General features: G+C 69.7%; 29 protein-coding genes. 17 read left to right on the top strand and 12 right to left on the bottom strand.

What is annotated here, in order from left to right:
* The first annotated feature begins 9 nt into the window (after nt 1-9).
* The 6 genes from rimM (at nt 10) to D0T12_RS12180 (ending at nt 4,789) form a co-directional block, all read left to right on the top strand.
* Entirely contained in the window at nt 10-522 is a 513-nt protein-coding gene (rimM, locus tag D0T12_RS12205) for a ribosome maturation factor RimM (protein ID WP_117399599.1), read from the top strand.
* A complete protein-coding gene (gene trmD / locus D0T12_RS12200) occupies nt 519-1,307 on the top strand; it encodes a tRNA (guanosine(37)-N1)-methyltransferase TrmD (protein ID WP_117399598.1) in 789 nt (262 codons plus the stop codon). Before rimM ends, trmD begins: the two co-directional genes overlap by 4 nt.
* A gap of 118 nt (nt 1,308-1,425) precedes the next feature.
* The gene (gene rplS, locus D0T12_RS12195; protein WP_089312872.1) at nt 1,426-1,776 is read left to right on the top strand and encodes a 50S ribosomal protein L19; all 351 of its coding nucleotides are present in this window, start codon (nt 1,426-1,428) and stop codon (nt 1,774-1,776) included.
* 174 nt (nt 1,777-1,950) lie between these two features.
* Nucleotides 1,951-2,859, top strand: a complete 909-nt coding sequence (gene lepB / locus D0T12_RS12190) for a signal peptidase I (protein ID WP_117399597.1) — start codon at nt 1,951-1,953, stop codon at nt 2,857-2,859.
* An 893-nt stretch (nt 2,860-3,752) separates the two neighbouring features.
* Nucleotides 3,753-4,478 (top strand): ribonuclease HII, encoded by a 726-nt coding sequence (locus D0T12_RS12185; RefSeq protein WP_117399596.1) that lies wholly within the window; start codon nt 3,753-3,755, stop codon nt 4,476-4,478.
* The gene (locus tag D0T12_RS12180; protein ID WP_117399595.1) at nt 4,475-4,789 is read left to right on the top strand and encodes a DUF2469 domain-containing protein; all 315 of its coding nucleotides are present in this window, start codon (nt 4,475-4,477) and stop codon (nt 4,787-4,789) included. Before D0T12_RS12185 ends, D0T12_RS12180 begins: the two co-directional genes overlap by 4 nt.
* A 177-nt stretch (nt 4,790-4,966) precedes the next feature.
* Here the strand turns inward: D0T12_RS12180 and dprA are convergent, their stop codons facing one another.
* Genes dprA through D0T12_RS12165 form a run of 3 tightly spaced genes read right to left on the bottom strand, consistent with a single transcriptional unit; the run spans nt 4,967 to nt 8,030 of the window.
* A complete protein-coding gene (dprA, locus tag D0T12_RS12175) occupies nt 4,967-6,127 on the bottom strand; it encodes a DNA-processing protein DprA (protein WP_117399789.1) in 1,161 nt (386 codons plus the stop codon).
* Nucleotides 6,124-7,677, bottom strand: a complete 1,554-nt coding sequence (locus D0T12_RS12170) for a YifB family Mg chelatase-like AAA ATPase (protein WP_117399788.1) — start codon at nt 7,675-7,677, stop codon at nt 6,124-6,126. The genes dprA and D0T12_RS12170 overlap by 4 nt, the downstream gene beginning before the upstream one ends.
* The gene (locus D0T12_RS12165; RefSeq protein ID WP_117399594.1) at nt 7,677-8,030 is read right to left on the bottom strand and encodes a YraN family protein; all 354 of its coding nucleotides are present in this window, start codon (nt 8,028-8,030) and stop codon (nt 7,677-7,679) included. The genes D0T12_RS12170 and D0T12_RS12165 overlap by 1 nt, the downstream gene beginning before the upstream one ends.
* Nucleotides 8,031-8,185: 155 nt before the next feature.
* On the opposite strand from D0T12_RS12165, the gene D0T12_RS12160 reads away from it, so the two are divergent.
* On the top strand, nt 8,186-9,100 hold the full coding sequence (locus tag D0T12_RS12160) for a tyrosine recombinase XerC (RefSeq protein WP_325050766.1): 915 nt from the start codon (nt 8,186-8,188) through the stop codon (nt 9,098-9,100).
* Between the two features lie 248 nt (nt 9,101-9,348).
* On the opposite strand, the gene D0T12_RS36490 is transcribed toward D0T12_RS12160, so the two are convergent.
* Both D0T12_RS36490 and D0T12_RS12150 read right to left on the bottom strand, forming a co-directional pair.
* Nucleotides 9,349-9,495 (bottom strand): hypothetical protein, encoded by a 147-nt coding sequence (locus D0T12_RS36490; protein ID WP_233526013.1) that lies wholly within the window; start codon nt 9,493-9,495, stop codon nt 9,349-9,351.
* A 213-nt stretch (nt 9,496-9,708) separates the two neighbouring features.
* A complete protein-coding gene (locus tag D0T12_RS12150; protein ID WP_117399786.1) occupies nt 9,709-10,419 on the bottom strand; it encodes a M23 family metallopeptidase in 711 nt (236 codons plus the stop codon).
* Nucleotides 10,420-10,806: 387 nt separating this feature from the next.
* Between D0T12_RS12150 and rpsB the strand changes: the two genes are divergently transcribed.
* From rpsB to D0T12_RS12125, 5 genes are all read left to right on the top strand, one after another.
* On the top strand, nt 10,807-11,802 hold the full coding sequence (rpsB, locus tag D0T12_RS12145; protein WP_117399593.1) for a 30S ribosomal protein S2: 996 nt from the start codon (nt 10,807-10,809) through the stop codon (nt 11,800-11,802).
* A gap of 84 nt (nt 11,803-11,886) precedes the next feature.
* Nucleotides 11,887-12,723 (top strand): translation elongation factor Ts, encoded by an 837-nt coding sequence (gene tsf / locus D0T12_RS12140; protein ID WP_117399592.1) that lies wholly within the window; start codon nt 11,887-11,889, stop codon nt 12,721-12,723.
* A gap of 207 nt (nt 12,724-12,930) precedes the next feature.
* On the top strand, nt 12,931-13,677 hold the full coding sequence (pyrH, locus tag D0T12_RS12135; protein ID WP_117399785.1) for a UMP kinase: 747 nt from the start codon (nt 12,931-12,933) through the stop codon (nt 13,675-13,677).
* Nucleotides 13,678-13,768: 91 nt separating this feature from the next.
* Nucleotides 13,769-14,326: a ribosome recycling factor gene (gene frr, locus D0T12_RS12130; RefSeq protein WP_117399591.1), complete on the top strand. Its 558-nt coding sequence runs from the start codon at nt 13,769-13,771 to the stop codon at nt 14,324-14,326.
* Nucleotides 14,326-15,471: a phosphatidate cytidylyltransferase gene (locus tag D0T12_RS12125; protein ID WP_233525993.1), complete on the top strand. Its 1,146-nt coding sequence runs from the start codon at nt 14,326-14,328 to the stop codon at nt 15,469-15,471. Before frr ends, D0T12_RS12125 begins: the two co-directional genes overlap by 1 nt.
* A gap of 80 nt (nt 15,472-15,551) precedes the next feature.
* Here the strand turns inward: D0T12_RS12125 and D0T12_RS12120 are convergent, their stop codons facing one another.
* Nucleotides 15,552-16,604, bottom strand: coding sequence for a suppressor of fused domain protein (locus D0T12_RS12120; protein ID WP_233525992.1), 1,053 nt, complete (start codon nt 16,602-16,604; stop codon nt 15,552-15,554).
* A 207-nt stretch (nt 16,605-16,811) separates the two neighbouring features.
* On the opposite strand from D0T12_RS12120, the gene rlmN reads away from it, so the two are divergent.
* The 4 genes from rlmN to D0T12_RS12100 all read left to right on the top strand — a co-directional run bounded on the left by rlmN (nt 16,812) and on the right by D0T12_RS12100 (nt 19,933).
* Nucleotides 16,812-17,957 carry a 23S rRNA (adenine(2503)-C(2))-methyltransferase RlmN gene (gene rlmN / locus D0T12_RS12115; RefSeq protein ID WP_117399589.1) on the top strand — a complete coding sequence of 382 codons (1,146 nt, stop codon included), beginning with the start codon at nt 16,812-16,814 and terminating at the stop codon, nt 17,955-17,957.
* Between the two features lie 63 nt (nt 17,958-18,020).
* On the top strand, nt 18,021-18,527 hold the full coding sequence (locus tag D0T12_RS12110; protein ID WP_147339484.1) for a DivIVA domain-containing protein: 507 nt from the start codon (nt 18,021-18,023) through the stop codon (nt 18,525-18,527).
* Between the two features lie 63 nt (nt 18,528-18,590).
* A complete protein-coding gene (locus D0T12_RS12105; protein WP_117399587.1) occupies nt 18,591-19,418 on the top strand; it encodes a YwqG family protein in 828 nt (275 codons plus the stop codon).
* A 113-nt stretch (nt 19,419-19,531) separates the two neighbouring features.
* Nucleotides 19,532-19,933 (top strand): HIT family protein, encoded by a 402-nt coding sequence (locus tag D0T12_RS12100; protein ID WP_325050764.1) that lies wholly within the window; start codon nt 19,532-19,534, stop codon nt 19,931-19,933.
* Here D0T12_RS12100 and D0T12_RS12095 read toward each other — a convergent pair whose 3' ends face one another.
* Both D0T12_RS12095 and D0T12_RS12090 read right to left on the bottom strand, forming a co-directional pair.
* Entirely contained in the window at nt 19,934-20,191 is a 258-nt protein-coding gene (locus D0T12_RS12095; protein WP_158581476.1) for a type II toxin -antitoxin system TacA 1-like antitoxin, read from the bottom strand.
* Between the two features lie 575 nt (nt 20,192-20,766).
* Nucleotides 20,767-21,285: a PH domain-containing protein gene (locus tag D0T12_RS12090; RefSeq protein WP_407642067.1), complete on the bottom strand. Its 519-nt coding sequence runs from the start codon at nt 21,283-21,285 to the stop codon at nt 20,767-20,769.
* Between the two features lie 117 nt (nt 21,286-21,402).
* Between D0T12_RS12090 and D0T12_RS12085 the strand changes: the two genes are divergently transcribed.
* Complete coding sequence (locus tag D0T12_RS12085; RefSeq protein ID WP_233525991.1) at nt 21,403-21,996, top strand: hypothetical protein; 594 nt, start codon at nt 21,403-21,405, stop codon at nt 21,994-21,996.
* A gap of 509 nt (nt 21,997-22,505) precedes the next feature.
* Here D0T12_RS12085 and D0T12_RS12080 read toward each other — a convergent pair.
* From D0T12_RS12080 to D0T12_RS12065, 4 genes are all read right to left on the bottom strand, one after another.
* The gene (locus tag D0T12_RS12080; RefSeq protein ID WP_117399583.1) at nt 22,506-23,666 is read right to left on the bottom strand and encodes a hypothetical protein; all 1,161 of its coding nucleotides are present in this window, start codon (nt 23,664-23,666) and stop codon (nt 22,506-22,508) included.
* A 173-nt stretch (nt 23,667-23,839) separates the two neighbouring features.
* Entirely contained in the window at nt 23,840-24,664 is an 825-nt protein-coding gene (locus tag D0T12_RS12075) for a glutamate ABC transporter substrate-binding protein (RefSeq protein WP_117399582.1), read from the bottom strand.
* Nucleotides 24,661-26,181 (bottom strand): hypothetical protein, encoded by a 1,521-nt coding sequence (locus tag D0T12_RS12070; protein WP_233525990.1) that lies wholly within the window; start codon nt 26,179-26,181, stop codon nt 24,661-24,663. The genes D0T12_RS12075 and D0T12_RS12070 overlap by 4 nt, the downstream gene beginning before the upstream one ends.
* Nucleotides 26,178-26,993, bottom strand: a complete 816-nt coding sequence (locus D0T12_RS12065) for an FHA domain-containing protein (RefSeq protein ID WP_117399581.1) — start codon at nt 26,991-26,993, stop codon at nt 26,178-26,180. Before D0T12_RS12065 ends, D0T12_RS12070 begins: the two co-directional genes overlap by 4 nt.
* Between the last annotated feature and the right edge of the window lies 1 nt (nt 26,994).

Raw genomic sequence — 26,994 nt, 5'->3', positions numbered from 1 at the left:
GGCGTCCCGATGAGCGAACCGCTCGTGGTGGGACGGATCGGACGGCCGCACGGAATTCGCGGTGAGATCACCATCGATGTCCGCACGGACGAACCGGACACCCGGTTCGCCGCGGGCACGGAGATCGCCACCGACCCCGCGGCCGCCGGCCCCCTCACCGTCGAGCGAACCCGCTGGCACTCGGGACGCCTGCTCGTGCGTTTCGCCGGGGTCGGCGACCGGACCGCCGCCGAGGAGCTCCGCGGCGTCTGGCTCGTCGTCGACCCCGGGGAGATCTCCCCGTCCGCCGACCCGGACGACTTCCACGACCGTGAACTGATCGGGCTCGCCGTCGTCACCGCCGACGGCGCCGACGTCGGCCGTGTCGCCGACGTCCTTCACCACGGTCAGGACCTCCTGGTCGTGGACGGGCCCCGAGGGGAGACGCTGGTCCCCTTCGTGACCGCGCTCGTCCCCGAGGTGGACGTCCCCGGGGGGCGGCTCGTCATCGACCCGCCCCCCGGCCTGCTCGACGAATCATGAGAATCGACCTCGTCACGATCTTCCCCGAGTACTTCGCCGCCCTCGACATCTCCCTTCTCGGCAAGGCGCGGCGAACCGGGCTCCTGGACGTCCACGTCCACGACCTGCGCGACTGGACCCACGACCGGCACCGCACCGTCGACGACACCCCGTACGGCGGCGGCCCCGGCATGGTCATGAAACCGGAACCGTGGGGCGAGGCGCTGGACGCGATCGTCCCCCCGCACCGCTCCGACCCGCCGCGGCTGATCATCCCCACGCCCAGCGGACGGCCGTTCACGCAGGCCCTCGCGGCGTCGTACGCGGCCGAGCCGTGGCTGGTCGTGGCATGCGGACGGTACGAGGGCATCGACTACCGCGTCGTCGAGGACGCGCGCACGCGGATGCCCGTGGACGAGGTCAGCCTCGGCGACTTCGTCCTCGCCGGAGGAGAGGTCGCCGCCCTCGTCATGATCGAGGCGATCGGTCGGCTGCTTCCCGGAGTCCTCGGCAACGCCGCGTCGGTCACCGACGACTCCTTCGCGCCCGGCGCCATGGAGACGTTCCTGGAGGGCCCCGTCTACACCAAGCCTCCGGTCTGGCGCGAACGACCTGTTCCGGACATCCTCCTGTCCGGTCATCATGGCGCGATCGCCCGCTGGCGGCGCGACGAGGCGCTTCGCCGCACCGCGCGGTACCGTCCCGACCTGCTCGGACGCCTCGCCCCGGAGGACCTCGACGAGCGGGACCGGACTGTCCTGCGCGAGGCCGGTTTTCCGGTTGACGGCGAAGATATGGCAGACTAAAGCGTCCGTGCGTCCAGACCGCACGGCACCCCACGACCACTTCCCGCGGCGCGACGCCCCCACGGCAGACACTCCGGGGCCTCTCGACGCCCGCGTTCGACCATGAGGAACCGCTGCGATGCACACCCTGATCCAGGAGATCGAAAAGGCCGCGATGCGCGCCGACGTCCCGGACTTCCGTCCGGGCGACACGCTGAAAGTGCACGTGCGTGTCACCGAAGGCAACCGGAGCCGTATCCAGGTCTTCCAGGGAGTGGTGATCCGGCGTCAGGGCGGCGGCGCCCGCGAGACCTTCACCGTCCGGAAGGTCAGCTACAGCGTCGGCGTCGAGCGGACGTTTCCGATCAACAGCCCCTCGATCGACAAGATCGAAGTCGTCACCCGCGGTGACGTCCGCCGCGCCAAGCTCTACTACCTGCGCAATCTGCGGGGCAAGGCCGCGCGCATCAAGGAGAAGCGCGACCACTGAGCCTTCGCCGCCGAGAACAAAAGGCGCATCTGAGCCGATGAACGCCATCGCCCCGGGAACCCTTAACGGTGACCGGGGCGTTGCCCGTTTCGGGCGGAGATGGTCGGCTTGGTCCCCGGCGACACGCCCACGGGCGGTCTCCGGCGACCCCGGCGCCGCTAGGCTTTCGCTCTGATGACTGACGAGGACGATCGGAGAGACGTGCGATCCGAGGCCGAGGGCGCGGTGCCCGAAGAAAAGGAGCCTGTGGACTCGACCGACGAGACGGCCGACGACTCCGACGACGGCAAGAACGAGAAGAAGAAACAGGGCTCTTTCTGGAAAGAGCTGCCCATTCTCATCGTCGTCGCCGTGGTCCTCGCCCTGATCATCAAGACGTTCGCGGTCCAGGCCTTCTACATCCCTTCCGGCTCCATGGAGAACACCCTCCAGGTCGGTGATCGCGTCCTCGTCAACAAGATCGTTTACCACACGCGCGACATCGCCCGCGGTGACGTGATCGTCTTCAACGGCCTCGACTCCTGGGACCCGGAGATCCAGGTCAACGAGCCCGGCAACCCCCTCTCCAAGGCCCTGCGCGCCGTGGGCACCGCCTTCGGTGTCGCGCCCAACGAGAAGGACTACATCAAACGCGTCATCGGCATCCCCGGCGACCACGTCAAGTGCTGCGACGCCCAAGGCCGTGTCACGGTCAACGGCGTCCCCCTCGACGAGGGCTCCTACCTCTACACCGACCCGATCACGCACGAGCGGAACAAGCCGTCCAACGACCCCTTCGACGTCACGGTCAAACCGGGCCAACTGTGGGTCATGGGCGATCACCGTGAACTCTCCCACGACTCTCGCTCCCACCGCGGCGACCCGGGCGGCGGCACCATCCCGGTCGACCGCGTCATCGGCCGCGCCTTCGTCGTCGTCTGGCCCCTGGACCGCATCGACACCCTCCCGATCCCCAAGACCTTCAAACAGTCCGCTTTGAAGAAACCGGCCGCCGCCGCCCTCCCCGCCACCCCCTTCGCCCTGGGCGCCCTCGGCACGCTTCCCCTCGCCTACATCCTGAGACGCCGCCGCCTCAAAGCGTGACCCCCGCCATCGACGAGGATGCCGTGGCGGAGGGCATCGAAGAGGACGGCGCCGATGGTGGCGGCCTCCTATGGCGTTACTCTTCACGTCCGGGACGCGGGCGGTGTCGCCGCAGTAACGGGACGGGGTCCGGAACCCGGCGGCGGGCCTCGGCGGCGCCGACACCGTGTCCCAGAGCGCCTCAGCCGCGCAGGGTCGACCTATCCGACGAAGGGAACCGAGTGTGAGGGGCCCTTCCTGTGCACCACGTCGACCTCGCTGACGGACTACCCGCAGCGTTAACCATCGGGCGAGCGCTCGGACGGCACTGGGGCAGGTGCCTGAGCGTCCCCAACAACCCCCACCAGCCAGGCGGGCTCGCCAGCGAATCGCACCCGACCACCAACCCCCGACCGCGTAGCGAGCTCACCCCGCCACCCAGCCCCCAACCAGGCGCTGTCCCGGCCGCACGCCCTCGCCGCCCGGCCTTCCTGGTCAGTGCGGGTGGTGCCCTGTACGGCATTCCGCGTCCTGGGTGGCGCGCGTTGGAGACCTCCGGCTTGGCACGTGGACGCAGGTCGCCTGTGGTCGAACCCCGCCGACGTGCGTCGTGCGCATGGGACGGTGGGCGGAATACCCCCCAACCATCCTGCGAACGGCCCTCTCGTGCCAGCCCGCCGCCCGTGGTCTCCCCCCTGCAGGGTCACGTCGTGCTGTGTGCCGACCAGCCACATCTCGGTGTCCTACCAACGCTTGTCGCGTGGTCGAGGAGGGCAGCACGGGCATGGTGCCGGGTGGGGTGGGTGCGGAGTGGCCTGGTCGTGACGTGTTCGCTCCGGGGGTGATCAGGGACATGGTGGGAACGGTCGCGTTCGGGGAGCGGTGGATGGGCGTGGCGACGTACGCTGCGGAGCATGAGGGGTCGTCCACTTCGCTTCACGCCGCGCCGTGACGCCGGACTGCACGCCTATGAGCGCGCCCTGGCACACGCGGGGCTCAGCCCGGTCGCCGGGGTCGACGAGGCCGGGCGGGGGGCGTGCGCGGGGCCGCTGGTCGTCGCGGCGGTGATCCTCCAGGGCGGACGCGGCAAGATCGACGGCCTGACCGACTCCAAGCTGCTGACCCCGGCGCGCCGCGAGGCGCTGTACGCGGAGATCATCGAGCGCGCGTACGCCTGGAGCGCGGTCGTCATCCCCTGCCATGACATCGATCGGATCGGTCTGCATCGGTGCAACATCACCGGAATGCGGCGGGCACTCGCCCGCCTGGGCAAGCGGCCCGCCTATGTGCTCAGCGACGGGTTTCGGGTGCCGGGGCTGGACGTCCCCGCACTCGCGATGATCAAAGGCGACCAGGCGGCGGCGTGCGTGGCGGCGGCGTCCATCGTCGCGAAGGTCACCCGGGATCGGATCATGGTGGCCCTCCACGAGCGGTACCCCGAGTACGGATTCGACCTTCACAAGGGGTATGTCACCCGTGCGCACGGCAAGGCGCTCGCCGCGTACGGTCCCTGTCCGGAACATCGGTTCTCCTACGTCAACGTGGGGCGTGCCTTGCGTAACAATGGAGAGGTGGCCTTGGTGGAGGGGACCGAAGGGGAGGTCCCCGGCGAGGGCCGCACGGAAGGGGCACGAGCGTGAGCGCCGAGGATCTCGAAAAGTACGAGACCGAGATGGAACTGCAGCTCTATCGCGAGTACCGCGATGTCCTCGGGCTCTTCACCTACGTCGTCGAGACCGAGCGCCGGTTCTATCTCACCAACTCGGTCGACCTTCAGGTGCGCAGCGTCGACAACGGCGAGGTGTTCTTCGAGGTGACGATGCAGGACGCCTGGGTGTGGGACATGTACCGTCCTGCCCGCTTCGTCAAGAACGTGCGCGTAGTCACGTTCAAGGACGTCAACGTCGAGGAACTCGCCAAGAGCGAATTCGAGCTCCCTTCGAACCAGTAAGACGCCTCTGGGCGCAGACCTGCTCCTGCTGGACGTGAGTATCAGGGCGTCCTCATTTCTTTGCGCTGTAGCGAGTCCGTTGAGTGGGAATCGGGCGAGTGGGCTGCGAACGCGCCTCCGCTGGTCCAGGCACCGCGCCTCCCCGGTCACTCAGGTGAAACGCGGCAGGCTGGACCTCTAGGGGCTGTCGTCGGCGGGGCCTGTGGGGGACTTGGCCGCCCTGGTGAGGCGCCAGCCTGAGGACGTGCGTTCGACGAAGCCGGCGGCGGCGAGGAGGCCCAGCTTGGCGTTGATCGTTGTCAGGTCGACGCCCGCCTTGACGGCGAGTTGCGCGGGGCCCGCCGCGCCGCGGGCCGGGAAGGCCTCCAGGACGGATCGTGTCACCGGTTCCAGGCGGTCGCGGGGGAGGACGGGCCTGTGCGGCGGTGGGGCGAGGTCGGCGCCGAGTCGTCCCACCGCCTCGACGATCTCCTCGACGCGGGTGATGAGGACGGCGCCGTCCTCGCGCAGCAGCCGGTGACACCCCACCGAGGACCGGCTGCTGATCGGACCGGGCACGGCCATGACCACGCGGCCGAGTTTCGACGCCCAACCCGCGGTGTTGAGGGCGCCGCTGCGGGCCTCCGCTTCCACGACGACCGTGCCGCGGGAAAGTGCGGCGATCACCCGGTTGCGGACGAGGAACCGGAGGCGGTGTGGGTGCGTGCCCGGCGGGGATTCGCTCACCAGGACGCACCGGTGGGCCATTTCCGCGAAAAGACCCTCGTTGGACGCCGGATAGGGGACGTCGACGCCGTTGGCGAGGACACCGACGGTGGGCCCCTCGGCGGCGAGGGCGCCCCGGTGCGCCGCCGCGTCGATGCCCAGGGCGCCGCCGGAGATCACCGTCCAGCCGTCGTCGGCCAGTTCGAAGGCGAAGTCGCTCGCGGTACGCAGGCCGTAGGGGGAGGCGGCGCGGGAACCGACGAGGGCAACCGAACGCAGGCAGCTGTACCTCAGGTCGAGGGGTCCTCTTAGCCAGAGCGCGTAGGGGCGTCCGCTGCCGAGGTCGTCGAGCGTCGACGGCCACTCGGGGTCTCCCGGGCAGACGAGGCGTCCACGGAACCGGGCGCAGACGGCCATGTCCTGGTCGGGTTCGGCGGCGATCAGGCGGATCCGCCACTGTTCGAGACGTTGGATCTCCTTCGGGGCGGCGGACAGGCCGTCGGGCGGCCGACCGGTCCGTATCGCATCGAGAGCCTGTTCCGGGCCGGAGTGGTCGATGATCCGGTTGAGGAAGACGTCACCGGGTTCGGCGACCGCGGTGAGCGTGGCGCGGGCGGTGCGTTCGTCGTTCATTGGCGCCCCGCCGACCACAGGGTGAGGGCGCCGCCGACGTCGTCGGCGTCGGGTTCGTCGTGGCCCGTCAGGTCTGCGATCGTCCATGCGACGCGCAGGACGCGGTCGAGGCCGCGGGCGCTCAGCGCTCCTCGTTGGAGCGCCTCATCGGCGCTCACCATCGCGTCGGACGGCGGAGTGAAGCGGCGGCGCAGTTCCGGCCCGGGAATCTCGGCGTTGGAACGCCACGCGGTGCCGGTCAGGCGTCTGAGCGTCCGTTCCCTGGCGAGCTGGACGCGTTCGGCCACCACCTGGCTGGATTCGGCGAACTCCAGATCGAAGCGGAGTTCGGCGCGACTGGCCGGTGCCAGTTCGAGTTTGAGGTCGATGCGGTCGAGGAGCGGACCGGACAGGCGGGACGTGTACTTGCGGCGTGTGCCCGGAGCACAGGAACAGTCGATCTGTTTGGCCGCGGCGCACGGGCACGGGTTCGCCGCCAGCACGAGCGTGAAACGGGCGGGAAAGCGCGCCATGCCCTCGATGCGGGTGATTCTCACCTCGCCCTCTTCGAGCGGCTGGCGGAGGGCGTCGAGCGTTCCCACAGCGAACTCCGGGGCCTCGTCCAGGAAGAGGATGCCCCGGTGGGCGAGGGACACGGCGCCTGGTTGGAGGACGCGGCCGGAGCCGCCACCGACCATCGAGGCGCGGGAGGCGGTGTGGTGAGGTGCGTAGAAGGGCGGTTGCGTGATGAGCGGCTGCCCCGGCCGGAGGGTTCCCGCGACGGAGTGGATCGCCGTGACCTCCAGCGCCGTGTCGGGCTCCAGCGGGGGCATCAGCGTCGGCAGCCGCTCCGCGAGCATCGTCTTCCCGCAGCCGGGAGGGCCCGCGAAGAAGAGATGATGCCCTCCCGCTGCGCTGATCTCCAATGCCCTGCGGGCCTCCGCCTGCCCGCGGACGTCGGCCAGGTCGAGGTCGGGTGAGAAGTCCTGTTGTCGGAGGGCGAACCCGTCGGCGGGGGAGCGGGGACCGTCGTCCTCGTCGTCCTCGACGGGCGGTGGTTCGTCGCGCAGGAGGCACAGGAGGCCGCGCAGTGTGGCGGCGGACACGACCTTCATTCCAGGGACGAGTTCCGCCTCGGCGGCGTTCGCACGTGGAACGACGACCGTCTGGCAGCCTTGGTTCGCCGCGGCCAGCACGGCGGGCAGGACTCCTTGGATGGGGCGCACGCGGCCGTCCAGGCCTAGCTCGCCGATCAGGACGAGGTCCGCGCAGGCCTGTGGCGGGACGGCTTCCGCCGCCGCGAGCAAGGCCACGGCGATGCTCAAGTCGAAGGTCGACCCCTTCTTCGGCATGCTCGCCGGGCACAGCGAGACCGTAACATGGCGGTTGGGATAGTCCTCCCCAGAATTGAAGATCGCGGCGCGGACCCGGTCGCGGGCCTCGCTGAGCGCCGTGTCCGGAAGGCCGACCAGATGCAGGCCGGGGACGCCGCTGGTGATGGCGGCCTCCACATCGACGACCCATCCGTCCACTCCCACCAGGGAGACCGAGCGTGTCCTCGCGAGCGTCATCAGCACACCTCCGGCAGATGATCGACCAAGAAACCTTCGCCGTCCGAGATCAGGCCGAGGACGTCCACCCGCACGAGCGTTCCGCTGACGCCGTGCGCGGCCGCCCACCGCCAGGCCAGCCGCCGTAACCGGGCCGCCTTGGCAGCGGTGATCGCCTCCAGGGGGTCGCCGAAGCGGTTCGAACCACGGGTCTTGACCTCGCAGACGACGTGCCTTCGGCCGTCGTGGGCGACGATGTCGAGTTCGCCCTCGCGGCAGCGCCAGTTGCGGTCGAGAATCGTCCAGCCGAGACCGACCAGGTAGTCGGCGGCGGCGTCCTCACCGCGCCGGCCAAGGCTGATATGGGCGTTCACGGGCCTCACCTCCGTTTCCTGACGATGCCGCGCCGTGACACTGCGTCGTCGAGAAATGGCGCTCTGTGGATAACTTCGGAGAGCGTTCGCGGCGATTCCGTGCAAACCGGCATCCGGTGCTTGCTTCGGCGGGGCGCTTGACGCACCGTGACGCTGTGGCCAACGCGATGGAGGACGCCGTCGCCGAGTTCGGGCGCCACCTGCGCGCCGAACGCGGCGTCTCACCGCACACCCTGCGGGCCTACCTCGGTGATCTGAACGACCTCACCGGCTACGCCTCCGACCTCGGAGTCACGGACCCCGCGGCGTTGGAGGTCTCGCTGCTGAGGGCCTGGCTCGCCCGTCAGCACGCACTCGGCCGCTCCCGCGCCACCCTGGCCCGCCGCACGGCGGCAGCTCGTGCGTTCACCCGACACCTGCACCGGCGAGGCGTGCTCCAGGACGATCCGGGGCTTCTGCTCGGCACCCCCAAACGAGGGCGCGAGCTGCCCGGCGTGATCACCCAGGAAGAGGCGGCACGTCTCCTCGACACGATGGACGCGGAGGGTCCACTAGGGCTTCGTGACCTCGCGGTGCTGGAGACGTGCTACGCGACGGGCGTCCGGGTCAGTGAACTGTGCGGCCTCGACATCGACGACCTGGACACGGAACGCGGCACGGTCCGCGTCCTCGGCAAGGGGGGACGTGAACGAACCGTCCCCATGGGGGAACCGGCGGCCCGCGCCGTCCAGGACTGGCTACGGGCCGGGCGTCCGGCACTGGCGACCGACCGCAGCGGCCCGGCCCTCTTCCTCGGCGCCCGCGGGGGGCGCCTCCACCCGACCAGCGCACGCCGCATCGTCCACGCCCGGATCGCCGAGGTCGGCCAAGTACCCGACCTGAGCCCGCACGGCCTCCGCCACAGCGCCGCAACGCATCTGCTTGAAGGCGGTGCCGACCTACGAAGCGTCCAGGAGATCCTCGGCCACGCCTCTCTGCAAACGACCCAGCTGTACACCCACGTCTCGGTCGAACGACTCAAGCACGTCCACCGACAAGCACACCCTCGCGGAACCCGATCCGACGAGTAGCACTCCGACCGTGGAGGAATAGGCGCTACCTGGTGGCTGAGCTGCCAGCGCGCCCACTGGTAGGCGCACCCTTCGTGGAGCCCGGTCTGATCAGTCCGGCGTGCGCGGGCGGTAGCCCCTCGGTGGTGGGGTGATGAGACGTCGAGGCGGCGTGCTGCGGGGAGGCCGGGGCCGGTGGGCGGGGGCCTGCAGCCCTCCGGGGGGCAGGGATGGCCGAGTGGCAGAGCGTGTCCGCTGGTAGGTGCACTTCATGGAACCCGTGTCTGATCAGTAGCCCTTCGGGTGGACGGAGGGGCGAGCCTCCCGGCCGGCCTCCTGGATCGCCAGCAGCGCCTCCGGCACCTCCTCGCCCGCTTGCGCGCCAGGTGGACGGCGACCCCGGCCTGCACCTTGATGATGGAGATGTGGTGCGTCAGCGAGTCGTGCAGTTCCCGCGCGATGTGCAGGCGCTCGAAGGTGATACGTCAAGGCGGTGTGATGGCGGAGCCGGGTTCGGTGGGCGGCAGGGGAGTTGCCTCAGGGCGGGGCTGGGTTTGGGTGCGGGCCTGCTGGCGTTGTTGCCAGCGACCTGGGCCCTGAGCCCGTCTGCCGCCCTGAGGCAGGGTGCGTCAGGGGGTGCGGCGTAGGCGGCGTTCTCGGGACAGGTCGATGACGCCCGGTGGTGGGCGTCGGCGTCGGTGCTGGAGAGCGCGGGTGCGCCTGCGGCGCCAGACGAAGGCCATGGTGAAACTGAGGGCCATGCCGGTCAGGGCTCCGCCGGTGGCGGTTGTCGCGTCGCGCAGGGCGGTGCCGGGGTCGCGTTGGGGGAGGGGACGGTTCTCGGACGGCGACGGGCGGTCCCAATGGGGGAGCAGGCGCAACTGGCGCTGCACCAGGCTCAGCGGGTTCAGGTAGAGAGACCCTTGCAGCAGGCCCCAGTGCAGGCACGTTGTCGGGCAGTGTGCCAGGCCGTCCTCCACCGTGCCGATGCGGCTGCCGGACGTGACGCGGTGCCCCACGCGGACGCTGGCCCGGACCGGCAGGTACGTCGTTCGCAGCACACCATGGCCGATGGCGACCACACCGCGTCCCGACAGGCGGTCGGCGAAGGTGACGCGTCCCGGGCCGGCCGCGTACACGGGCTGCCCCGGGCGGGCCGCGAGGTCGACGCCGCGATGGCCCGGACCCCACGGGAACGTGGGCGGGCTGAAGCCCCGGACGACCCGCGGAGGCGGAGGCCCGAGGGGCCAGCGCCAGTCCTCCGGGGGCGGGCTCGGGGTGACCGGGCCGGGGGCCACGACGGCGATCACGCAGGTGAGGAGCAGTGTCAGCAGGCTCATGCACGGCAGCCTGCCGCGGGCGCGAACCACCCGCCCGAAGGTCCTCTAACTGTGGATAACCGGCGCCGCCGGTGATTCCCGGACGCGTCCGCGCCCTGATAATCTGTGACCGTGTCCGAGAGGGTACCGGCCAGGCCAGGCCGTCGACGATCTCTTCCTCGGAGGGCCGCCGAGAAGCCGCCGTGAGCGGAGAGGCCACCAGACCCGGAAACGGGTCACAGCCGCTAGGGGTGTCCCGGCGGCTGATTTCACGCGTCCGCATGCCACCGCACATCTGGTGGGGCGCCGCCCCTCGGTCCGTCGCCACGGCGACGGTGGGACGACACCCGGGCGTAGGCAGACAACCAAATGCGGCCCGGCAAGGGCCAGAGAAGGAGAGCACGGGCAATGGCACCCGTCGTCACCATGCGGCAGCTCCTTGAGAGCGGCGTCCACTTCGGTCACCAGACCCGCCGGTGGAACCCGAAGATGAAGCGCTTCATCCTCACCGAGCGCAACGGCATCTACATCATCGACCTGCAGCAGTCCCTGTCCTACATCGACCGGGCCTTCGAGTTCGTCAAGGCCACGGTCGCCCACGGCGGGACGATCCTGTTCGTCGGCACCAAGAAGCAGGCTCAGGAGTCCATCGCCGAGCAGGCCACCAGGGTCGGCATGCCCTACGTCAACCAGCGTTGGCTCGGCGGCATGCTCACCAACTTCTCCACCGTCCACAAGCGGCTCACCCGGCTCAAGGAGCTGGAGGAGATCAACTACGACGATGTGGCCGGTTCCGGCATGACCAAGAAGGAACTTCTCGGCCTGCGTCGTGAGAAGGACAAGCTGGAGCGCACCCTCGGCGGTATCCGCGACATGGCGAAGGTTCCGAGCGCCATCTGGATCGTGGACACCAAGAAGGAGCACATCGCGGTCAACGAGGCCAAGAAGCTCGGCATCCCGGTCGTGGCGATCCTGGACACGAACTGCGACCCCGACGAGGTCGACTACCCGGTCCCGGGCAACGACGACGCCATCCGCAGCGTCAGCCTGCTGACCCGTGTCGTCGCCGACTCCGTCGCGGACGGCCTCATCGCCCGCGCGGGCGCGTCCGGCGGGGACAGCAAGCCCGCCGAGGGCACCGCGGCCGCGGGCTTGGAGGAGCCGCTGGCCGAATGGGAGCGCGACCTGCTCAAGCCGAGCGAGAACGCCGCCGAGGCACCCGCCGAGGCACCTGCGGAGGCACAGGCTGAGGCGCCGGCGGAAGCACCGGCTGAGGCCCCGGCTGAGGCCCCGGCTGAGGCCCCCGCGGAGGCCGAGGCGGCTCCGGCGGAGTCCGCCGCGAGCCCGCAGGCGGCGGACGAGGGCCAGGAGGCCCCGAAGCCCACCGAGGCCGAGCAGGCTTGATCCCGAGGTCCCGGCCGCGCCCTCGGGGCGCCGCCGGGACCGTCGCGGCTCCCACGACCAACGACGAGAGAAGCGAAGAGAGCGATGGCTAACTTCACCGCCGCTGACGTCAAGCGGCTACGTGACCTGACCGGCTCCGGCATGATGGCCGTCAAGAACGCCCTCACCGAGGCGGACGGCGACTTCGAGAAGGCCACCGAGCTGCTGCGCCTCAAGGGCGCCAAGGACGTCGGCAAGCGCGCCGAGCGCACCGCCGCCAACGGCCTGGTCGCCGAGTACTTTGCGAACTCCGGCGACGGCGCCCTCCTGGAGCTCAATTGCGAGACCGACTTCGTCGCCAAGAACGAGCAGTTCATCCAGCTGGCGAACCGGCTCGTCGAGTTCGCCGGGAGCAGCGGCACCGCCGACGCCCCGGCGCTGCTGGGCGCCGAGATCGAGCCGGGCAAGACCGTCCAGGCCCTGATCGAGGAGAACAGCGCCAAGATCGGCGAGAAGCTGGAACTGCGCCGCTTCGCGCACTTCCAGGGTGCCTACGTGGCCAGCTACCTGCACAAGTCCGACCCGTCCCTGCCGCCGACCACCGGCGTGCTGGTCGAGCTGGACTCGGAGAACCCGCAGGTCGCCAAGGACATCGCCCAGCAGATCGCGGCGATGGCCCCCCAGTACCTCACCCGCGAGGAGATCCCCGCCGAGGTGGTCGAGAAGGAGCGGGCGCTCGCCGAGCAGCGCACCCGCGACGAGGGCAAGCCCGAGAAGGCGATCCCGAAGATCGTGGAAGGCCGGGTGAACGCCTACTTCCGTGACCTCGTGCTGCTCGAGCAGGAGTTCGTCAAGGACCCCAAGAAGATCATCTCGAAGGTCCTGGACGAGGCCGGCGTGAAGGTTGTCCGCTTTGCCCGGTTTAAGGTCGGGCAGGCTTAGGGGCACTCTGGAGACGGGTACCCAGACAGAACGCGAACCTACGAGGAGGCCGCCGACGTGCCGGACAAGACGACAACTAGCGCGACGGCGGCCTCGTCGTCTGATCGGGACGGCACGGAACCGGGCTCGTCCGAGGGGAAACCGACGTCCGGTGCGAGCGCGCCCACGGGCGGGACGGCCGGCGACGCCGAGACCGGGCGGCGGGAACTGCGCGCGGACGGTCGGCACGGTCCCCGCGCCGGCTGGAAGCGGGTCCTGCTGAAGCTGTCGGGCGAGGCCTTCGCCGGACGTGACCCGCTCGGCATCGACCCCGAGATCGTCCAGCATGTGGCCGAGGCCATCGCCGAGGCCGTACGGGACGGCGTCCAGGTGGCGGTCGTCTGCGGTGGCGGCAACATGTTCCGCGGCGCGGTCATGGCCGAACGCGGAATGGACCGTGGACGCGCCGACTACATGGGCATGATCGGCACCGTCATCAACTGCCTGGCCCTCCAGGACTTCCTGGAGAAACTGGGCCTCGACACGCGCGTCCAGACGGCCATCACCATGAGCCAGGTGGCCGAACCGTACATTCCACGGCGTGCCATCCGGCACCTGGAGAAGGGCCGCGTCGTCATCTTCGGCGCAGGTCTTGGCCAGCCGTTCTTCTCGACCGACACCACCGCCGCCCAGCGCGCGCTGGAGATCGGTGCCGAGGCCGTACTGAAGGCCACGCAGGTGGACGGTGTCTACGACGCCGATCCGCGCAAGAATCCAGACGCGGTCAAGTTCGACCGTTTGGAATACGGTGAAGTTCTACAGCGGGGACTGAAGGTCATGGACGCCACGGCCATCAGCCTCTGCATGGACAACGCGCTCCCCATCGTGGTGTTCGACCTCATGGGGCAGGGCAACATCGTCCGGGCGGTCCGGGGTGAGAAGATCGGCACGCTGGTCAGCCCGGAGGAGGGCTGACCACAGCCCCACGACCGCGGCGCGTGTCGCGCACACGGAACGCGCCGCGGAACCGTACGACCAGGGCCGACCAGATGACACGGGAGTCACAGTGATCGACGAGACTCTCCTCGAGGCAGAGGAGAAAATGGAGAAGGCGGTCGCGGTCGCCAAGGAGGACTTCCAGGCCATCCGCACCGGCCGGGTCACCCCCGCGATGTTCAACAAGATCACCGCCGAGTACTACGGTACGCCGACGCCGATCAACCAGCTCGCGTCGTTCACGCTGCCGGAGCCCCGGATGGTCATCGTCCAGGTCTTCGACAAGTCGTCCATGCAGGCTGTGGAGCGGGCGATCCGCGACAGCGACCTCGGGGTGAACCCCACCAACGACGGCAACGTCATCCGTGTCGTGTTCCCCGAACTGTCCGAGGAACGCCGCAAGGAGTTCATCAAGGTCGCGGGCCACAAGGCCGAGGAGAGCCGGGTCTCCATCCGCAACGTCCGTCGGCGGGCCAAGGACACCCTCGACAAACTCGCCAAGGACGGCGAGGCGGGCGAGGACGAGGTCAGGCGTGCCGAGAAGGAACTCGACGACGTCACCCACCGCTACGTGGCGCAGATCGACGAGTTGCTTGAGCACAAGAAGGCAGAGCTGCTCGAAGTTTGATGGAACTCGACGACGCCGGGGAGACCTCGCGCTCCCCGGATGAGCCGGAGAGCGACATGGCCGGGCACGCACCGGACACCTCCAGCGAGGACGTCTCCTCCTCCGGCGCCACACCTCCCGCCGGCGCGCGCCCACACGCCCCGCCGCCAGATCTGTCATCCTCCGACGCGTCCCCCGCGGGCTCCTCGCTCGACAGCGAGTCCTCCGGGGGCGCGTCGCGTGCCGGGGCCACTCGCGCGGAGCCGTCCTCCGCGAACGGCGATTCCACGGGCGCGTCTTTCGCGAACGAACCCTCGGCGGGCTCGTCCGGTGGGACGTCCGGGGCCAAGCCCACCGGCAGGACGGGACGCAACCTTCCGCTCGCCATCGGAGTGGGACTGGGTCTCGGCTCCCTGGTGCTGCTCTCCGTCTACACGGTAAGAGAGATCTTTCTTGCCGTGATGGTCGTGTTCCTCTTCATCGGCATGCGGGAGCTGACCGAGGCGTTCAAGAGCCGCGACCTGCACGTCCCGTTCATCCCCGTCGCGACGGGCATGGTCGGTACACCGGTCGTCGCCTACGTGTGGGGGCCCACGGCCACGGTCGCCGCCGTGGGACTGACTGTGCTCGCCCTGCTGACGACGCGGATGCTCGAAGGAGCCGACGGCTATGTGCGGGACGTGTCCGCCGGCGCGCTCGTCGTCGGCTACCTGGTCCTGGTCGGCGGGATCGTGGCACTGCTGATGCGCCCCGAGGACGGCGACGACCGCGTCATCATCTTCATCGCCGCGACCGTGGCCAGCGACACCGGTGGCTTCTTCGCCGGATCGTTCCTAGGCAAGCACAAGCTCGCGCCCACCATCAGCCCGAAGAAGACCTGGGAGGGTGTGACCGGCTCCGCCCTCATGTGCATGCTCGTCGGCGGCTGGCTGGTCTGGTGGCGGCTGGACGGCGGCACTGTCTGGCAGGGCGTGCTGGTCGGTCTCGCCGCCGTGGTCACCGCCACCGTCGGCGACCTCGTCGAATCGATGATCAAGCGCGACCTCGGCATCAAGGACCTGGGAACGATCCTTCCCGGGCACGGTGGCGTGATGGACCGCCTCGACTCCCTCGTCGTCACGGCCCCCGTCGTCTGGCTTCTCCTGGAACTCTTCGTTCCGAGCTAGCGCCGTGCCGTGGCGCGCCGTGCCGGTGGGACGTGCCGTGCCGGTGGGACGCGCCGTGCCGGTTCAGCGGCGTTGACCGTTCAGGAGACGACCCACGAGCGGCCCTGCTGGGCGAGGCGCCGGATGAGCGCGTCCGAGCCCTCGTTCTTGGCGAGACGGTGCTCTTCCCCGGTGATGGGAACCAGCCACAGCCATCGGACGGGGTCGCCGTTCAGTGTCAGGCCGGTCAGCTCAGGGGACTCGGGACCCGCCAGACGGCTCGGATCGTCCAGGAGAAGCACGCCCTCCCAGGCGGACTCACCGCTGCGCAGCGGGAACGTGCGGGCCTCGTGGTACCACTTGACGACGTCTCCGGGCGCGAACCACGTCACCGAACGCCACGGGTACTGCGCGAGCCACGGAAAGATGCTGCCCGCGCGTTGACTGGGCAGGGTGCTCGCTACAGCGAGCTCGATCCGTCCGTACGGGGTGACGTCGTCCTCGTACAGTTCGACCGTCGGCATTCGTTGACGGCACATCCCGACCGTGCTCAGGACGGTGAACTCACGGCCGCCTCGTGCGGGACGCTCCGAGACCCCGACCGTCGGGGCCACACCGGTCCGGCCGCTTCCCAGTTGCCGTCCCACGTCGTGCCAGTAGTGGCCGCCCGGTCCAAGCCTTTGGAGCAGGTGACCGAGCACCGACTGCTGGAATTCCGCCCACGAGCCGTCCGCGCGGCACATCTTCCAATGCTCACGCGCCCGGTCGATCCGCGGGCCGAAGTCTTCGATCTCCTCTTCCAGCGGAAACGCGAAGGGACTCTGGCGCGTCGCGTCACGGGCGTATCCGGGGATGCCGCGTCCCATGTCGGACCAGCCGGGGATCACGAACAGCAGGTCACCCGCGTCGAGGACGGCCACACCGTCGCCCTCCTCGAACCAGACGACCTCCAGGCTCGCCGGGTCCAGGGCCTCGCGGCCCGCCGGATGACGCACATGGGACTCGGGCAGGAGAGGCGCACGACCGGCGTCCAGCCGGGGCTGGTCGAAGTCGGCGGGTGCCTTGCGGTGGTTCGCGACCCACACCGCGCCGACCACCGAGTCCCGCGCGTCCTTCAGGTAGGCCGCGGTGACGTCGCCGTCGGTCTCGATCACGAGCCGCCGACTGCCGTACGGACTGGCCGCCGCGTGGACGACCGTTGCCGTGGATCCCTGGGGCGAGGCGGCCCCCCTGCGCAATACCGGCATGATCGAGACCTTAGTCGCACACAAGGTCATGTGCAGGAATGTCGTCCCTCAGGTCAGGGCTCGTGTCCGCAGACGGACGATGCACAGGCCCACGTTTGCGACACTGGAAGGACCATGTCTACCACCCAGCCCGCCGTCACCGGACCCGCGCCCGGTAAGACCCCGGCGAAACTCGTCTTCGCGGCGCCGAGACGCGGTAAGCCGCCCAGGCATCTCGCCGACCTCACCTCCGCGGAACGCCGTGACGCGGTCGCCCAACTGGGTGAGAAGCCGTTCCGGGCCGACCAACTGTCCCGGCACTACTTCGCGCGTCTCGTCGACGACCCGGCCCAGATGACGGACCTCCCCGCCGCCGTCCGCGAGCGGCTCGTGTCCGAGCTGCTGCCCTCGCTGCTCACCCCCGTCCGCGAACTGGACTGTGACGGCGGAAAGACGCTGAAGACCGTCTGGAAGGCGTTCGACGGAGTTCTGCTCGAATCAGTGCTGATGCGGTACCCGGACCGAGCCACGATGTGTGTCTCGTCCCAGGCAGGGTGCGGTATGAACTGTCCCTTCTGCGCGACGGGCCAGGCAGGGCTCACCCGTAACCTTTCCACCGCCGAGATAGTCGAACAGGTCACCGCGGGCGCACGCGCACTCGCCCGCGGGCGTGTTCCGGGCGGGCCCGGCCGCGTCTCCAACATCGTCTTCATGGGCATGGGGGAGCCGCTGGCCAACTACAGGGCGGTGGTGGGCGCGGTACGACGTATCACCGACCCGGCGCCCGCAGGTTTGGGCATCTCGCAGCGCGCGGTCACCGTCTCGACGGTCGGGCTCGTCCCGGCGATGGAGAAGCTCGCCGCGGAGGACATGTCCGTGCGGCTCGCGTTGTCCCTGCACGCGCCCGACGACGAGCTCCGCGACGAGCTCGTTCCCGTCAACAACCGGTGGAAGGTCGCCGAGGTCCTGGACGCCGCGTGGGCCTACGCGGACCGCAGCGGTCGCCGGGTCTCGATCGAGTACGCGCTCATCAAGGACGTCAACGATCAGGCATGGCGGGCCGATCTTCTCGGCAAGCTCTTGCGCGGCCATCTCGTACACGTCAATCTGATCCCGTTGAACCCGACGCCGGGTTCCAGGTGGACCGCTTCACGCCCCGAGGACGAGCGCGAATTCGTCCGGCGGCTGGAGGCCCACGGGGTTCCGGTCACGGTGCGCGACACTCGGGGCAGGGAGATCGACGGGGCCTGTGGCCAACTGGCCGCGTCGACCGAGAACTGACGTTCCACGGGCGTTCCCCGGCGCCCGGCGGGCGAGGGGACACGGCTGAGGAGCAGGTGCGCGGTGACAAAGAGTCCGCGGCTGCCGGTGGTCTTGCGCGGCTATGACAGACACCAGGTGGACGGCTTGCTGCGACGGATCTCGCAGGCTCTGAACGGCGGGCCGCCGATGTCCGCCGACGAGGTGCGCAAGACCCGGTTCAGCATCGTTCTGCGCGGCTACGAACCGCTCACCGTCGACCGGTTGGTGCGCGAATGCATCATGGAACTCGAAGCGAAGGCGCCGCTCGCCGACCGGCTCGGGCGTCCACGCGCCCACCCGGCCTGGCTCGTCAACTGGATCCAGAACGCCCGTTTCTCGGGCGCGGGCCTGCGTCCCGGGTACGACGTCCGTGACGTGGACGCGTTCCTGGACCGTGTGATCGCCGGCCTGCGCGGCGCCGCCCCGCCGGTCACGGCACGGGACGTGCGGGACAGCACGTTCCGCGTCGTCAGGCTCGGGCCCGGCTACGACGAGCAGGAGGTCGACCGGTTCCTGCTGCAGCTCGCGGGCGCCCTCGAACGCCGCTGACGAAGTTATCCACAATTTCGCGGGACGCTGCGGGCGGGGCCCCGCGCACGTAACGCTACGTGCATGGATCATCTCAAGAACCAGTACCGGCGGCTCCGGTCCCTCCTCACGCTCTTCCTGCCACCCGAGATCACCGCAGTCCTGATGCCCCTGACGAGGCCCGCGCTGAGGCTGGGCGCCGAAGGGCAGCTGCCCGTCCACCTCGGCGGCGCCCCGCTGCTACCGCCGGGTGAGCCCTGGCCACGATGGAACGGGCGCCTCCTCGGCTTCCTCGGCGCGATCGACTTCGCCGCCATCGCCCGCTTCGGCGACATTCCCGGGCTGCCGACGTCCGGCAGGGCCGCGTTCTACTACGCCGACGAAACACCGCGGCCGTGGGGCGACGCGGCCGCGCAGCGGGACGGCTGGCGCGTCTTCACCGGCGACCTCACCCGAGCCGACCCGCCCCCCGGCGCGTCCGTCTACCCCAGGACCCGCCTGTACGCCGCCCCGTTCCTCTCCCTGCCCTCACCACAGGAGAGGCCCATACGGCGCCTGGAGGCCGCCCGCAGCGGCTTCCTGACCGTCTACGAGCAACTGCACGCCGTCTGGTCACAGCACATCTGGCCGGACGACTCGCCCGCGCACCAGTTGGGCGGCTGGCCCGCCCTCGTCCAGCGTCCCCTCGGCCCCGACTGCCTGTACGCGTCGACGGGCCGCCCCCTGGAATCCCTCGGCCCCCCGCCGCTGACCCCGGACGAGCAACAGGCGGTGGAGGAGTGGCACCTCCTCCTCCAACTCGACTCCGACGATCGCCTCGGCTGGTACTGGGGCGACCCCGGCCGCGTCTACTTCTGCGCACGCCCAGACGACCCTCCAGAACAATCCTGGCTGGCCCTCCAAGCCGCCTAACCCGCCAGACCCGACCTGGCGAGTAGGGGTGACATGAGTGATATGGGTGGGGTTCAAGTGGGTGGGACGCCGGTGGGAGGGTGTTCGGTATGGCTGGGACTCGTCAGGGGTGCGTGTTCTGTGAGGTCGTCGCGGGAGAACGGGCCGCACACCTCGTGATCGACGCGCCGGACGTGGTGGCGTTTCTCGATGTGCGGCCGCTCTTCAAGGGGCATACGTTGCTGGTGCCGCGCGTGCACTACGAGACGCTCACGGACCTGCCCGGTGAGTTTCTCGGACCGTTCTTCGACCACGCCCAGCGGCTGGCGGCGGCCATGGAATCGGTGCTCGAGGCGGCCGGATCGTTCGTGGCGATGAACAACCGGGTGAGTCAGAGCGTCCCGCATCTGCACGTTCATGTCGTGCCGCGTAATCGGAAGGACGGGCTTCGCGGGTTCTTCTGGCCTCGACAGAAGTACGAGTCCGATGGCGAAGCGGCGGACTACGCCGCACGTCTGGCGGCCGGGCTCACGTGATCATGGCAGGGCCATCAGGAGCGCCGTGTAAGGCATGACCGGGTTCGTATCGGTGGAAGTCGCGACGTCCACCTCCAGGGCGGCGGCGTGTTCGTACAGGTCTCGTTCGGCCCTGTCGAGCACGGTGGACAGGACGAAGTCGGTGACGGTCCAGCCGATCAGCTCGGCGGCCCTGCGGATGACGAGGAGTTGTTCCGCGGAGGGATGGACGGTGATCTCGTCGGTGGTGGGAAGGTCCTGGCGAACCGACTCAGACATGGCCGGTCTCCTTCCTTGCGGCATCTAAAAGTACGACGCGAGGTCTCACTGAGACATCCTCAGAGAGAACGAGAATCTCCGATCTTCAGGAGGAGTCGTCCGTACCGCGGAAGTAGGTCGTTCGCTCGATTTCAGGTCGACGACGTTTTTGATGGAGGTGGTCGAGGAGCCAGCGTGGATTCGGGTGACAAATTCCCAGAAGAGGGCGTCATACTCGTGGTCGCCCCTGGGTGGACATCGATCCCATAGGTGAGAAGACGGCGCGGCTGCGATGGGGGAGGGCCGCCGGGCTCAGGGCGAGTTGCAAAGTGCTGTCAGAGCGGCTCTTACGGCTCGCGCCGCGGCAAGGCCGACGTCGCACCGAGGAGTGGCCCTTCACACCGGCTTCCCGTCGCCGGGTCGGTCAGCCGAACACCTGCGCGTCGCTGAGGGCCACGGGGGCGCTCGGCCTGGTGGACGTGGACGGCGAGGAAGCGGGCCGGCGGGGTGTTCTTCGAAGCGACGTCGAGTTCGCGCGTCATAGCTGCGGTGTCAGCCGTCATGCGAGCGCTCTGAAGGCGCTTTACAGACACGCCTCAGTCGGGGGACTCGTCGATGGTGCCGAAAATGACCGACGACACCTCAAGGTAGAGCTGCTCCGGGTACGGCATGAAGCCGACGTTGCGGAGCGCCTGCTTCTGGCCCGCGGACTCCATCACGAACTCGCCGTACCCGAGGATGCGTCCGGTCATGGAGCGGTTCAGGGCGATGTCGGTGACCTTGGCGAGCGGCATCATCGCCACGTCACGGTTGAGGACACCGCTGATCACCATCACCCGGTGCTCGGTGACGAGGAAGAACTCCACCGACCAGGCGATGACCTTCCAGACCAGATAGGCGATCGCGACCAGCCAGAGCCACCAGATCCAGATGAGGCCGACGACCGCGCTGACCGCGGCGCAGCCGACGAGTCCGGCGACGACGATCGAGACGGGGAGGAGAAGGACGGCGGGGTGCCGCCGGACGGCGATGACCCGTCCCTCGTGGGACATCAGGTACTTGTCGACGGTGCGCGACGAAGTGTCGTGCTGCACCATCATGTCCTGCAGATTCACTGCGGCGTCCTCGTCATGATCCGGGTGGTTCAACGGTAGCCGACGCGGTGCGCCGGTGCATGAGGCCGCACGGTAAGGCCCTTGCCGGAGGGGGGACCGCAGCTGAAGATGGTCGGTATGGAGGCCGTTCGGGAGTCGCGGACCGAGTTCGTCGTGGACGTCACGAGGCGCCCCATCTGGCGGCTGCTGCTGCGGGGCCTCGGCGTGTACCTGCCCGGGTGGGACCTGCCGGCGGGTGCGGTGCGGGTCCGGGGCGGTGTCGCGGACGGGTTCGGTCCCCCCGCGTACGTGGACGAGGCCACCGGGTTCGGTATCCAGCTCCGCGACCGGCGGCGGGGCCTGGAACCCGACCGGGAGATCTATGTGCGGGGGCGGGAGAACCCGAGTTTCGGGCTGGTCGTCGCGGGCCCGGCGGCGGCGATCGGGAGTCGTGTGGTGGACGCTCACGCGCTGATGCGGTTCGCGCGGAGGCTGACGTTCGAGGAGCTGTTCGACACCGGCGAGGCCGACTCCGTCCCGTACGCGGTACGGGGAGCGCGGGCGGTGGAGAACGCGGTGTTCCTCGACCGGGAGGCCGGGATCGGACTGTGCGTGGAGGCCGACCCGGTGACGCGGGCCGTGACGTGCCCGCTGTACGTCCGGTTCGGCGGCTCGGCGGGACGCACCGTGCGGGCCTACGGGGTGGCCGAGCGGGTGAGATCCAACAGGTGACGGGACGGTAGCTCCCATAGCCGAACGGCTGGGATGGACGGGTCCTAGAACAGTTCGTCCAGGTAGCCGGGGTGGGTGTCCGTGTCCTCGAACCGTTGGTCGTTCGTCGATGGCGGTTGGTGGGTCGTAGCGTGCCGGTTCTGGATGGCCGTGTGGGTGAGGTCCGGCCTTGATGGGACGGTGGTTGACGTAGTCGGATGCTTGCGGCGGATGGGTTCTTGGACGGTTTGTCGTCTTCTGTGGTGGGCTTGGTGGGCCGCCGTACGGGCTTATGGGTGGTCCAGCGGGGTGAGATCGACAGGTGATGGGCGGTAGTTGGTGTAGCCGGATGGTTGCGGTGGATGCGGACTGGAAGGGTTCGTTGTTCCGGTGGTGGCTGGGTGGGGTGCGTTGTGCGGGGACGCGGGGTGGCTCGGGGTGAGTGGCGCCGTTGGATTGGTGGGGTGGGGCGTAGCGTGCGGGTGTGGGTGGCTGTGTGGGTGAGGTTCGAAGGTTGACGGTGGTGGGGGTTATGGGGTTGCCCAGGGGGTGAGGTCCCAGAGTTGGTGGGACGGGAGTCGGCGTAGGCGGACGGCTGCGGCGGACGGGTCCCAGAACACCTCGTCGTTTTCCAGGGACTGTTCGGCGGTCAGGACGCCGCACAGGAGTTCGTCGCGAGTGCGGACGGCCATGAGGGGGCCGATCTGCGCGACGGCGCCGGAGCTTTCGGACAGCGTGCGCAGGAGGGCCTTGAGGGCGGCTTCGTCCTCGGGTGGCCGGTTCGGTTCGACGCCCGGGGGGACACCGGGTTCGACGCGGGTGAGGCCGCGGCGGGCGCCGTTCTTCGGGAGGTCCGCGCCGGTGGAGATCAGCAGGGCGAGGAAGGCGCCCGCGAGGTCCTCGGTGTCCTGCCCGCCGAGGAAGTAGCGGCGGCGTTCCGGTGAGCCGGGGCCGTCCTGGCCCTCCACCGTCCGGAATCGGACGTTCAGTCTGCTGGCCCGTACGCACCGCTCGTACATTTCGCCGAGGATGTCGTCGAGCTGGTCGTCGCGTGTCCAGAGGCGGCCTGTGGCGGTGACGGCGTGGCCGTTGGGACGGCCGGTGAGGGTGGCCGTGACGGTGTCGTCCAGCTCGCCCTCGGTGAACTGGAGCAGTTCGGTGACGACGTCCTCGACGCCCTCCAGCGTCCGGGTGAGGGAGCGCTGGAGTTCCAGGATCTCCGTGCCGCCGCGTTCGAGGTCGTCCAGGCGGCCGAGCGCCAGGTCGACCCTGCCCTCGATCGCCTCGGCGCCGGTTCGGGTGACGGCGCGGACGGACGTCTCCACCTCGGTCAGTTTGCGGCGCAGGGCCGTGAGGGTGATCCGCTGCTGTTCGAGGTCGCGCATCCGGTCGGCCTGCTTCCGCAGGAAGTCGTCGGCCTGGTGGACGAGGTCCGCGAGCTCCTCGACCTGCCCGGTGTTCTGCCGTAGGCGGGTGTCGAGCGCGGGCAGCACGTCCTGTTTGACGCGGGTGAGGTCGGCGCTGAGCCGTTCGCCCACCGTGACGAGGACGTTGTTCTGCTTGGTGACCTGCTCGTTCAGTTCCTCGATCCGCCGGGAGAAGGCGTTCGCCTGGTCCCGGCTCTGCTTGCCCGCGTAGAGTTCGAGCGCCCCCACCACGACGCACATCACCACCAGGATGACCGTCGTCATTGCACTCCTCGGGCGTGACGGTACTTACCGGAACGGGTTTTGTTCGCGACCATAACTTACGATCACGCGCGCCGACTGACACTTACGTAACCGACTGATCTCAGTGACCGGCCGGTGTCACCGACCCTTACCGTGCCATTCCGTAGTCGTTTCCGTGCTCTCGGTCACGGAATTCAGACACAGCCTTCGAATTGCGGGACGGTCGTGGTGACCTTGAGGCCGACGGGGGCGAACCATTTGGCCAGGAGCCGGGCGGCGGTGCCGTCCTGGTACATCCGCGTGATCGCCTTGTTGACGGCCTCGCAGCCGTTCACGTCGGACTTCCGGATGCCGACCCCGTACGGCTCGTCGGTGAACGGGGCGTTCACGATCCTGAGGTCGCGGCCGTGCCTCGACGCGAGGCCCGCGAGGATCAGGTCGTCGGTGGAGACGGCGTCCATGGCCCCGGCGGTCAGGCCGGTGAGACAGCCGGAGTAGCCGTTCGCGACCACGGGCCGCGCGGCGACGCCCTGCTCGTCGTGGACGCGGGGGAACGACACCGAGCCCGGCACCCGGCAGAGCCGCCGGTCCTGCAGGTCGTGGATGCTCCGGATCGCGGTGTCGGACCGGCGGACGAGGATGTCCTGGTGCGCCACGTAGTAGGGGCCCGCGAACGACACCTTCACCTTGCGTTCGGGCGTCACCGAGTAGCTGGCCACGACGAGGTCGACGTCGCCGTTCTGGATCATCTCCTCCCGCGTCGCCGACGTGACCGGAGTGAAGGTGACGTCGGTGACGCGGAGACGTTCGGCGATCTCCCGGGCGATGTCGATGTCGAAGCCCTCGTACGAGCCGCTCTCGGTGCGTTCGCCGACGCCCGGCTGGTCGGCGTTGACGCCGATGACGAGGGTGTCCTTGGTGGCGACGGAGGTCTCGTCCGCGTCCGCGATGCCGCACGCGGTGCCCGCCGCCAGGACGAACACCGCGAGCAGTGCCGCGGCGACGCGGCGCCCGTTCACTTGGACCACCGGTATTCGGCGAGGCGGGGACGGACGCCGACGAGCACGAGCAGGGCGATGACGGCGCCCGCGACCGGCAGCACGGTGTACCAGCCGCCCGTACCGTCGTCGCCGTCCTTCACCGCCTCGTCGAACGCCTTCTGGTGGATGCCCGCCAGAACCTGCAACGACCGGTCGTACTCGGTGAAGTCGGCGGCGGACGTTCCGCGGGCGGCGACGGCCTCGGCGCGTTTCCCGCTGTGGACGAGGTTCCGCATCTGACGGTCGTTCGCCTGCACCTTCTGGTAGTCCTTCAGCACCTTGTTCAGGGCGTCCACCAGTTGCGTGCGTCGTTCGTCCGACTCGGTGGGCCTGTTGGCCTCCGTGCCCAGGAACCCGAGGAACGGCGCGCGGCCAGGTACGAACGACAGGTCCTTCTGCACAGCCGCGTTGTACTCGTCCAGGTTCCCCGCCTTCAGATACAGGACGGTCTGCGACTTGCTCAGATAGACCTGTTCGTACGCGTCGGCCCGTCCGGGGTCGAGCAGGAACCGGGTCTCGTCGGCGGCGGCGCTGTTGCTGATGGTGCGTGTCCGGGACAGCGCCAGCATCGAGTCGAAGCCCTCCTGCTTGGCCTTGCGGAGGTGGCTCGCCTGACCGGACAGCATCGCGGCGCCCGCGACGACGAGCAGGAGGGTGCCGAGCGTGGCCGCCGCCAGCGGCACGTTCAGCAGCCTGCGGAAGCGTCTCGCCAGGAAGACCTGGAGACCGGTGAGGACGGCGAGCAGCGCCACGCCCGTGACGAGGATCCAGGTGCGGCCCGTGAGGACGGCCGACCGTTTGTCCTCGTAGGTGTGCCGGACGAGGGTGCCGTTGTCGAGCGTGAGGTTGTACGCCTTGGGCAGCAGGTCCAGCTTCATCAGGTCGGTCGCCTGCCGGTAGAGGTCGATGACCCGCTGCGACGGCGGCCCGGACGCATGGTCGGACTGTTGGTCGAGCAGCAGCGCCTGCCCGGCGAGACGCTCGTAGCGGCCCAGCGCGTCGAGGACGTCGCGGGCGGTGTTGTCCTCGGTTCGCTCGTCGGCGAGCTTGGCGGCCTTGAGCAGCGCGGCACTCGCCTTCTGCCGGTTCTCGTCGTAGCGGGCGAGGGCCTGGTCGCGCCCGCCGCCCGCGGCGCCGCCGATCAGCAGCGCGTTCGCGAGTTGCGCGTCCATGTCGGTGAGCTGGAAGTAAAGGTCGCCGGTCGCGACGACCTGCGGGCCGGCGTCCTGCCCGATCACCCGGACGCCTTCACGGGCGTTCGCGATCGCCCACCACGCGATGGCCAGCAGCGCCACGAGCAGGACGGCCGCGACCGCCGTCAACGTCCGGACGCGGGCCGCGACCGTGCGGGGAAGCAGCCGCGCGACGCCGGTCGGGGTCGGTCCGGGCGCCCGCCACAGCCGGCCGGAGGATCGCCGGCGCGCGACCGAGGTGGGCCGCCGCCGTGCGGAGGGGTCCGGCCGGCCCGCCGGGGGAACCTGCGGAACGGCCGTCATGTCGCCTCGTCTCGGATGAGCGTGATCGTGGTCCACGCGCCCACATGGATCCGGTCGCCGTCGGAGACGGGGACCTCCACGTTGTTCGGGATCGGCTCCATCGAGCCGTTCATGCACGTTCCGTTGGTGGAGCCGGGGTCGACGAGCGTCCAGGTGCCGTCCGGCTTGGCCAGCAGGACCGCGTGGACGTGGGAGATGCCCGGGTCCTCGGGCGGCTCGCGCAGGTCGATCTCGGGCCGGGACGGCTGCGACGAGCCGCGCCGTCCGATGCGCACCTGCCGCCCGGTGAGCGTGATCCGCCGCTCGGGCGCGTACGGAGGGAACGTGAGGGACGCCGAGTCGGGGCCCTCTTCGGCGATGATCGAGTTGTAGTAGTCGCGGTCGGCCGTCACGACGGCCGTCCAGACGGTCGACGGCACGGGCGCCGGGGAGGCGGGCTGAGCCTGCGACTCCGGCGGCGACGGTGGCGTGGGCGTGGGCGTGAAGGGCGTGGGCGGCGCCGGAGGGGGCGGCGGGACGGGCGGGGCCGGGTTGGCCGGGGCCGTCCGCGGCGTGGGCCTGCCGCCGCCGGTCGCGAAGTCGTAGCCGCACGCCTCGCAGAACCGGTCGGTGCCGGGCGTTCCGCAGTCGGGACACGGCCTCGCGCCGCCCTTGCCGGTCACGGGCGGCTGCGGCGAGTACGGTGGCCGCGGCTCCGACGCGCTCATGCCCTCGCCGGTCGGGGAGGAGGGGGCGGACGGGACCATGCGTTCGCCGCAGACGTCGCAGTAGTCGGACGCCCGCGAGGAGTGTCCGTTGGGGCAGGTCGGCATG

The organism is Actinomadura spongiicola (assembly GCF_003432485.1).
Lineage (GTDB): Bacteria > Actinomycetota > Actinomycetes > Streptosporangiales > Streptosporangiaceae > Spirillospora > Spirillospora spongiicola.
This window is presented reverse-complemented; position numbering and strand designations above follow the sequence as displayed.

What these genes read in the sequence shown, in the direction of transcription:
- rimM (WP_117399599.1), top strand. Translation starts at nt 10, where the DNA reads ATGAGCGAACCGCTCGTGGTGGGACGGATCGGACGGCCGCACGGAATT.
- D0T12_RS12125 (WP_233525993.1), top strand. Translation starts at nt 14,326, where the DNA reads ATGGAACTCGACGACGCCGGGGAGACCTCGCGCTCCCCGGATGAGCCG.
- dprA (WP_117399789.1), bottom strand. Translation starts at nt 6,127, where the DNA reads ATGAACGACGAACGCACCGCCCGCGCCACGCTCACCGCGGTCGCCGAA.
- D0T12_RS12185 (WP_117399596.1), top strand. Translation starts at nt 3,753, where the DNA reads ATGAGGGGTCGTCCACTTCGCTTCACGCCGCGCCGTGACGCCGGACTG.
- trmD (WP_117399598.1), top strand. Translation starts at nt 519, where the DNA reads ATGAGAATCGACCTCGTCACGATCTTCCCCGAGTACTTCGCCGCCCTC.
- D0T12_RS12085 (WP_233525991.1), top strand. Translation starts at nt 21,403, where the DNA reads ATGGAGGCCGTTCGGGAGTCGCGGACCGAGTTCGTCGTGGACGTCACG.
- D0T12_RS12170 (WP_117399788.1), bottom strand. Translation starts at nt 7,677, where the DNA reads ATGACGCTCGCGAGGACACGCTCGGTCTCCCTGGTGGGAGTGGACGGA.
- rlmN (WP_117399589.1), top strand. Translation starts at nt 16,812, where the DNA reads ATGTCTACCACCCAGCCCGCCGTCACCGGACCCGCGCCCGGTAAGACC.
- D0T12_RS12065 (WP_117399581.1), bottom strand. Translation starts at nt 26,993, where the DNA reads ATGCCGACCTGCCCCAACGGACACTCCTCGCGGGCGTCCGACTACTGC.
- D0T12_RS12105 (WP_117399587.1), top strand. Translation starts at nt 18,591, where the DNA reads ATGGATCATCTCAAGAACCAGTACCGGCGGCTCCGGTCCCTCCTCACG.
- D0T12_RS12150 (WP_117399786.1), bottom strand. Translation starts at nt 10,419, where the DNA reads ATGAGCCTGCTGACACTGCTCCTCACCTGCGTGATCGCCGTCGTGGCC.
- tsf (WP_117399592.1), top strand. Translation starts at nt 11,887, where the DNA reads ATGGCTAACTTCACCGCCGCTGACGTCAAGCGGCTACGTGACCTGACC.
- rplS (WP_089312872.1), top strand. Translation starts at nt 1,426, where the DNA reads ATGCACACCCTGATCCAGGAGATCGAAAAGGCCGCGATGCGCGCCGAC.
- D0T12_RS12095 (WP_158581476.1), bottom strand. Translation starts at nt 20,191, where the DNA reads ATGTCTGAGTCGGTTCGCCAGGACCTTCCCACCACCGACGAGATCACC.
- lepB (WP_117399597.1), top strand. Translation starts at nt 1,951, where the DNA reads ATGACTGACGAGGACGATCGGAGAGACGTGCGATCCGAGGCCGAGGGC.
- D0T12_RS12080 (WP_117399583.1), bottom strand. Translation starts at nt 23,666, where the DNA reads ATGACGACGGTCATCCTGGTGGTGATGTGCGTCGTGGTGGGGGCGCTC.
- D0T12_RS12070 (WP_233525990.1), bottom strand. Translation starts at nt 26,181, where the DNA reads ATGACGGCCGTTCCGCAGGTTCCCCCGGCGGGCCGGCCGGACCCCTCC.
- rpsB (WP_117399593.1), top strand. Translation starts at nt 10,807, where the DNA reads ATGGCACCCGTCGTCACCATGCGGCAGCTCCTTGAGAGCGGCGTCCAC.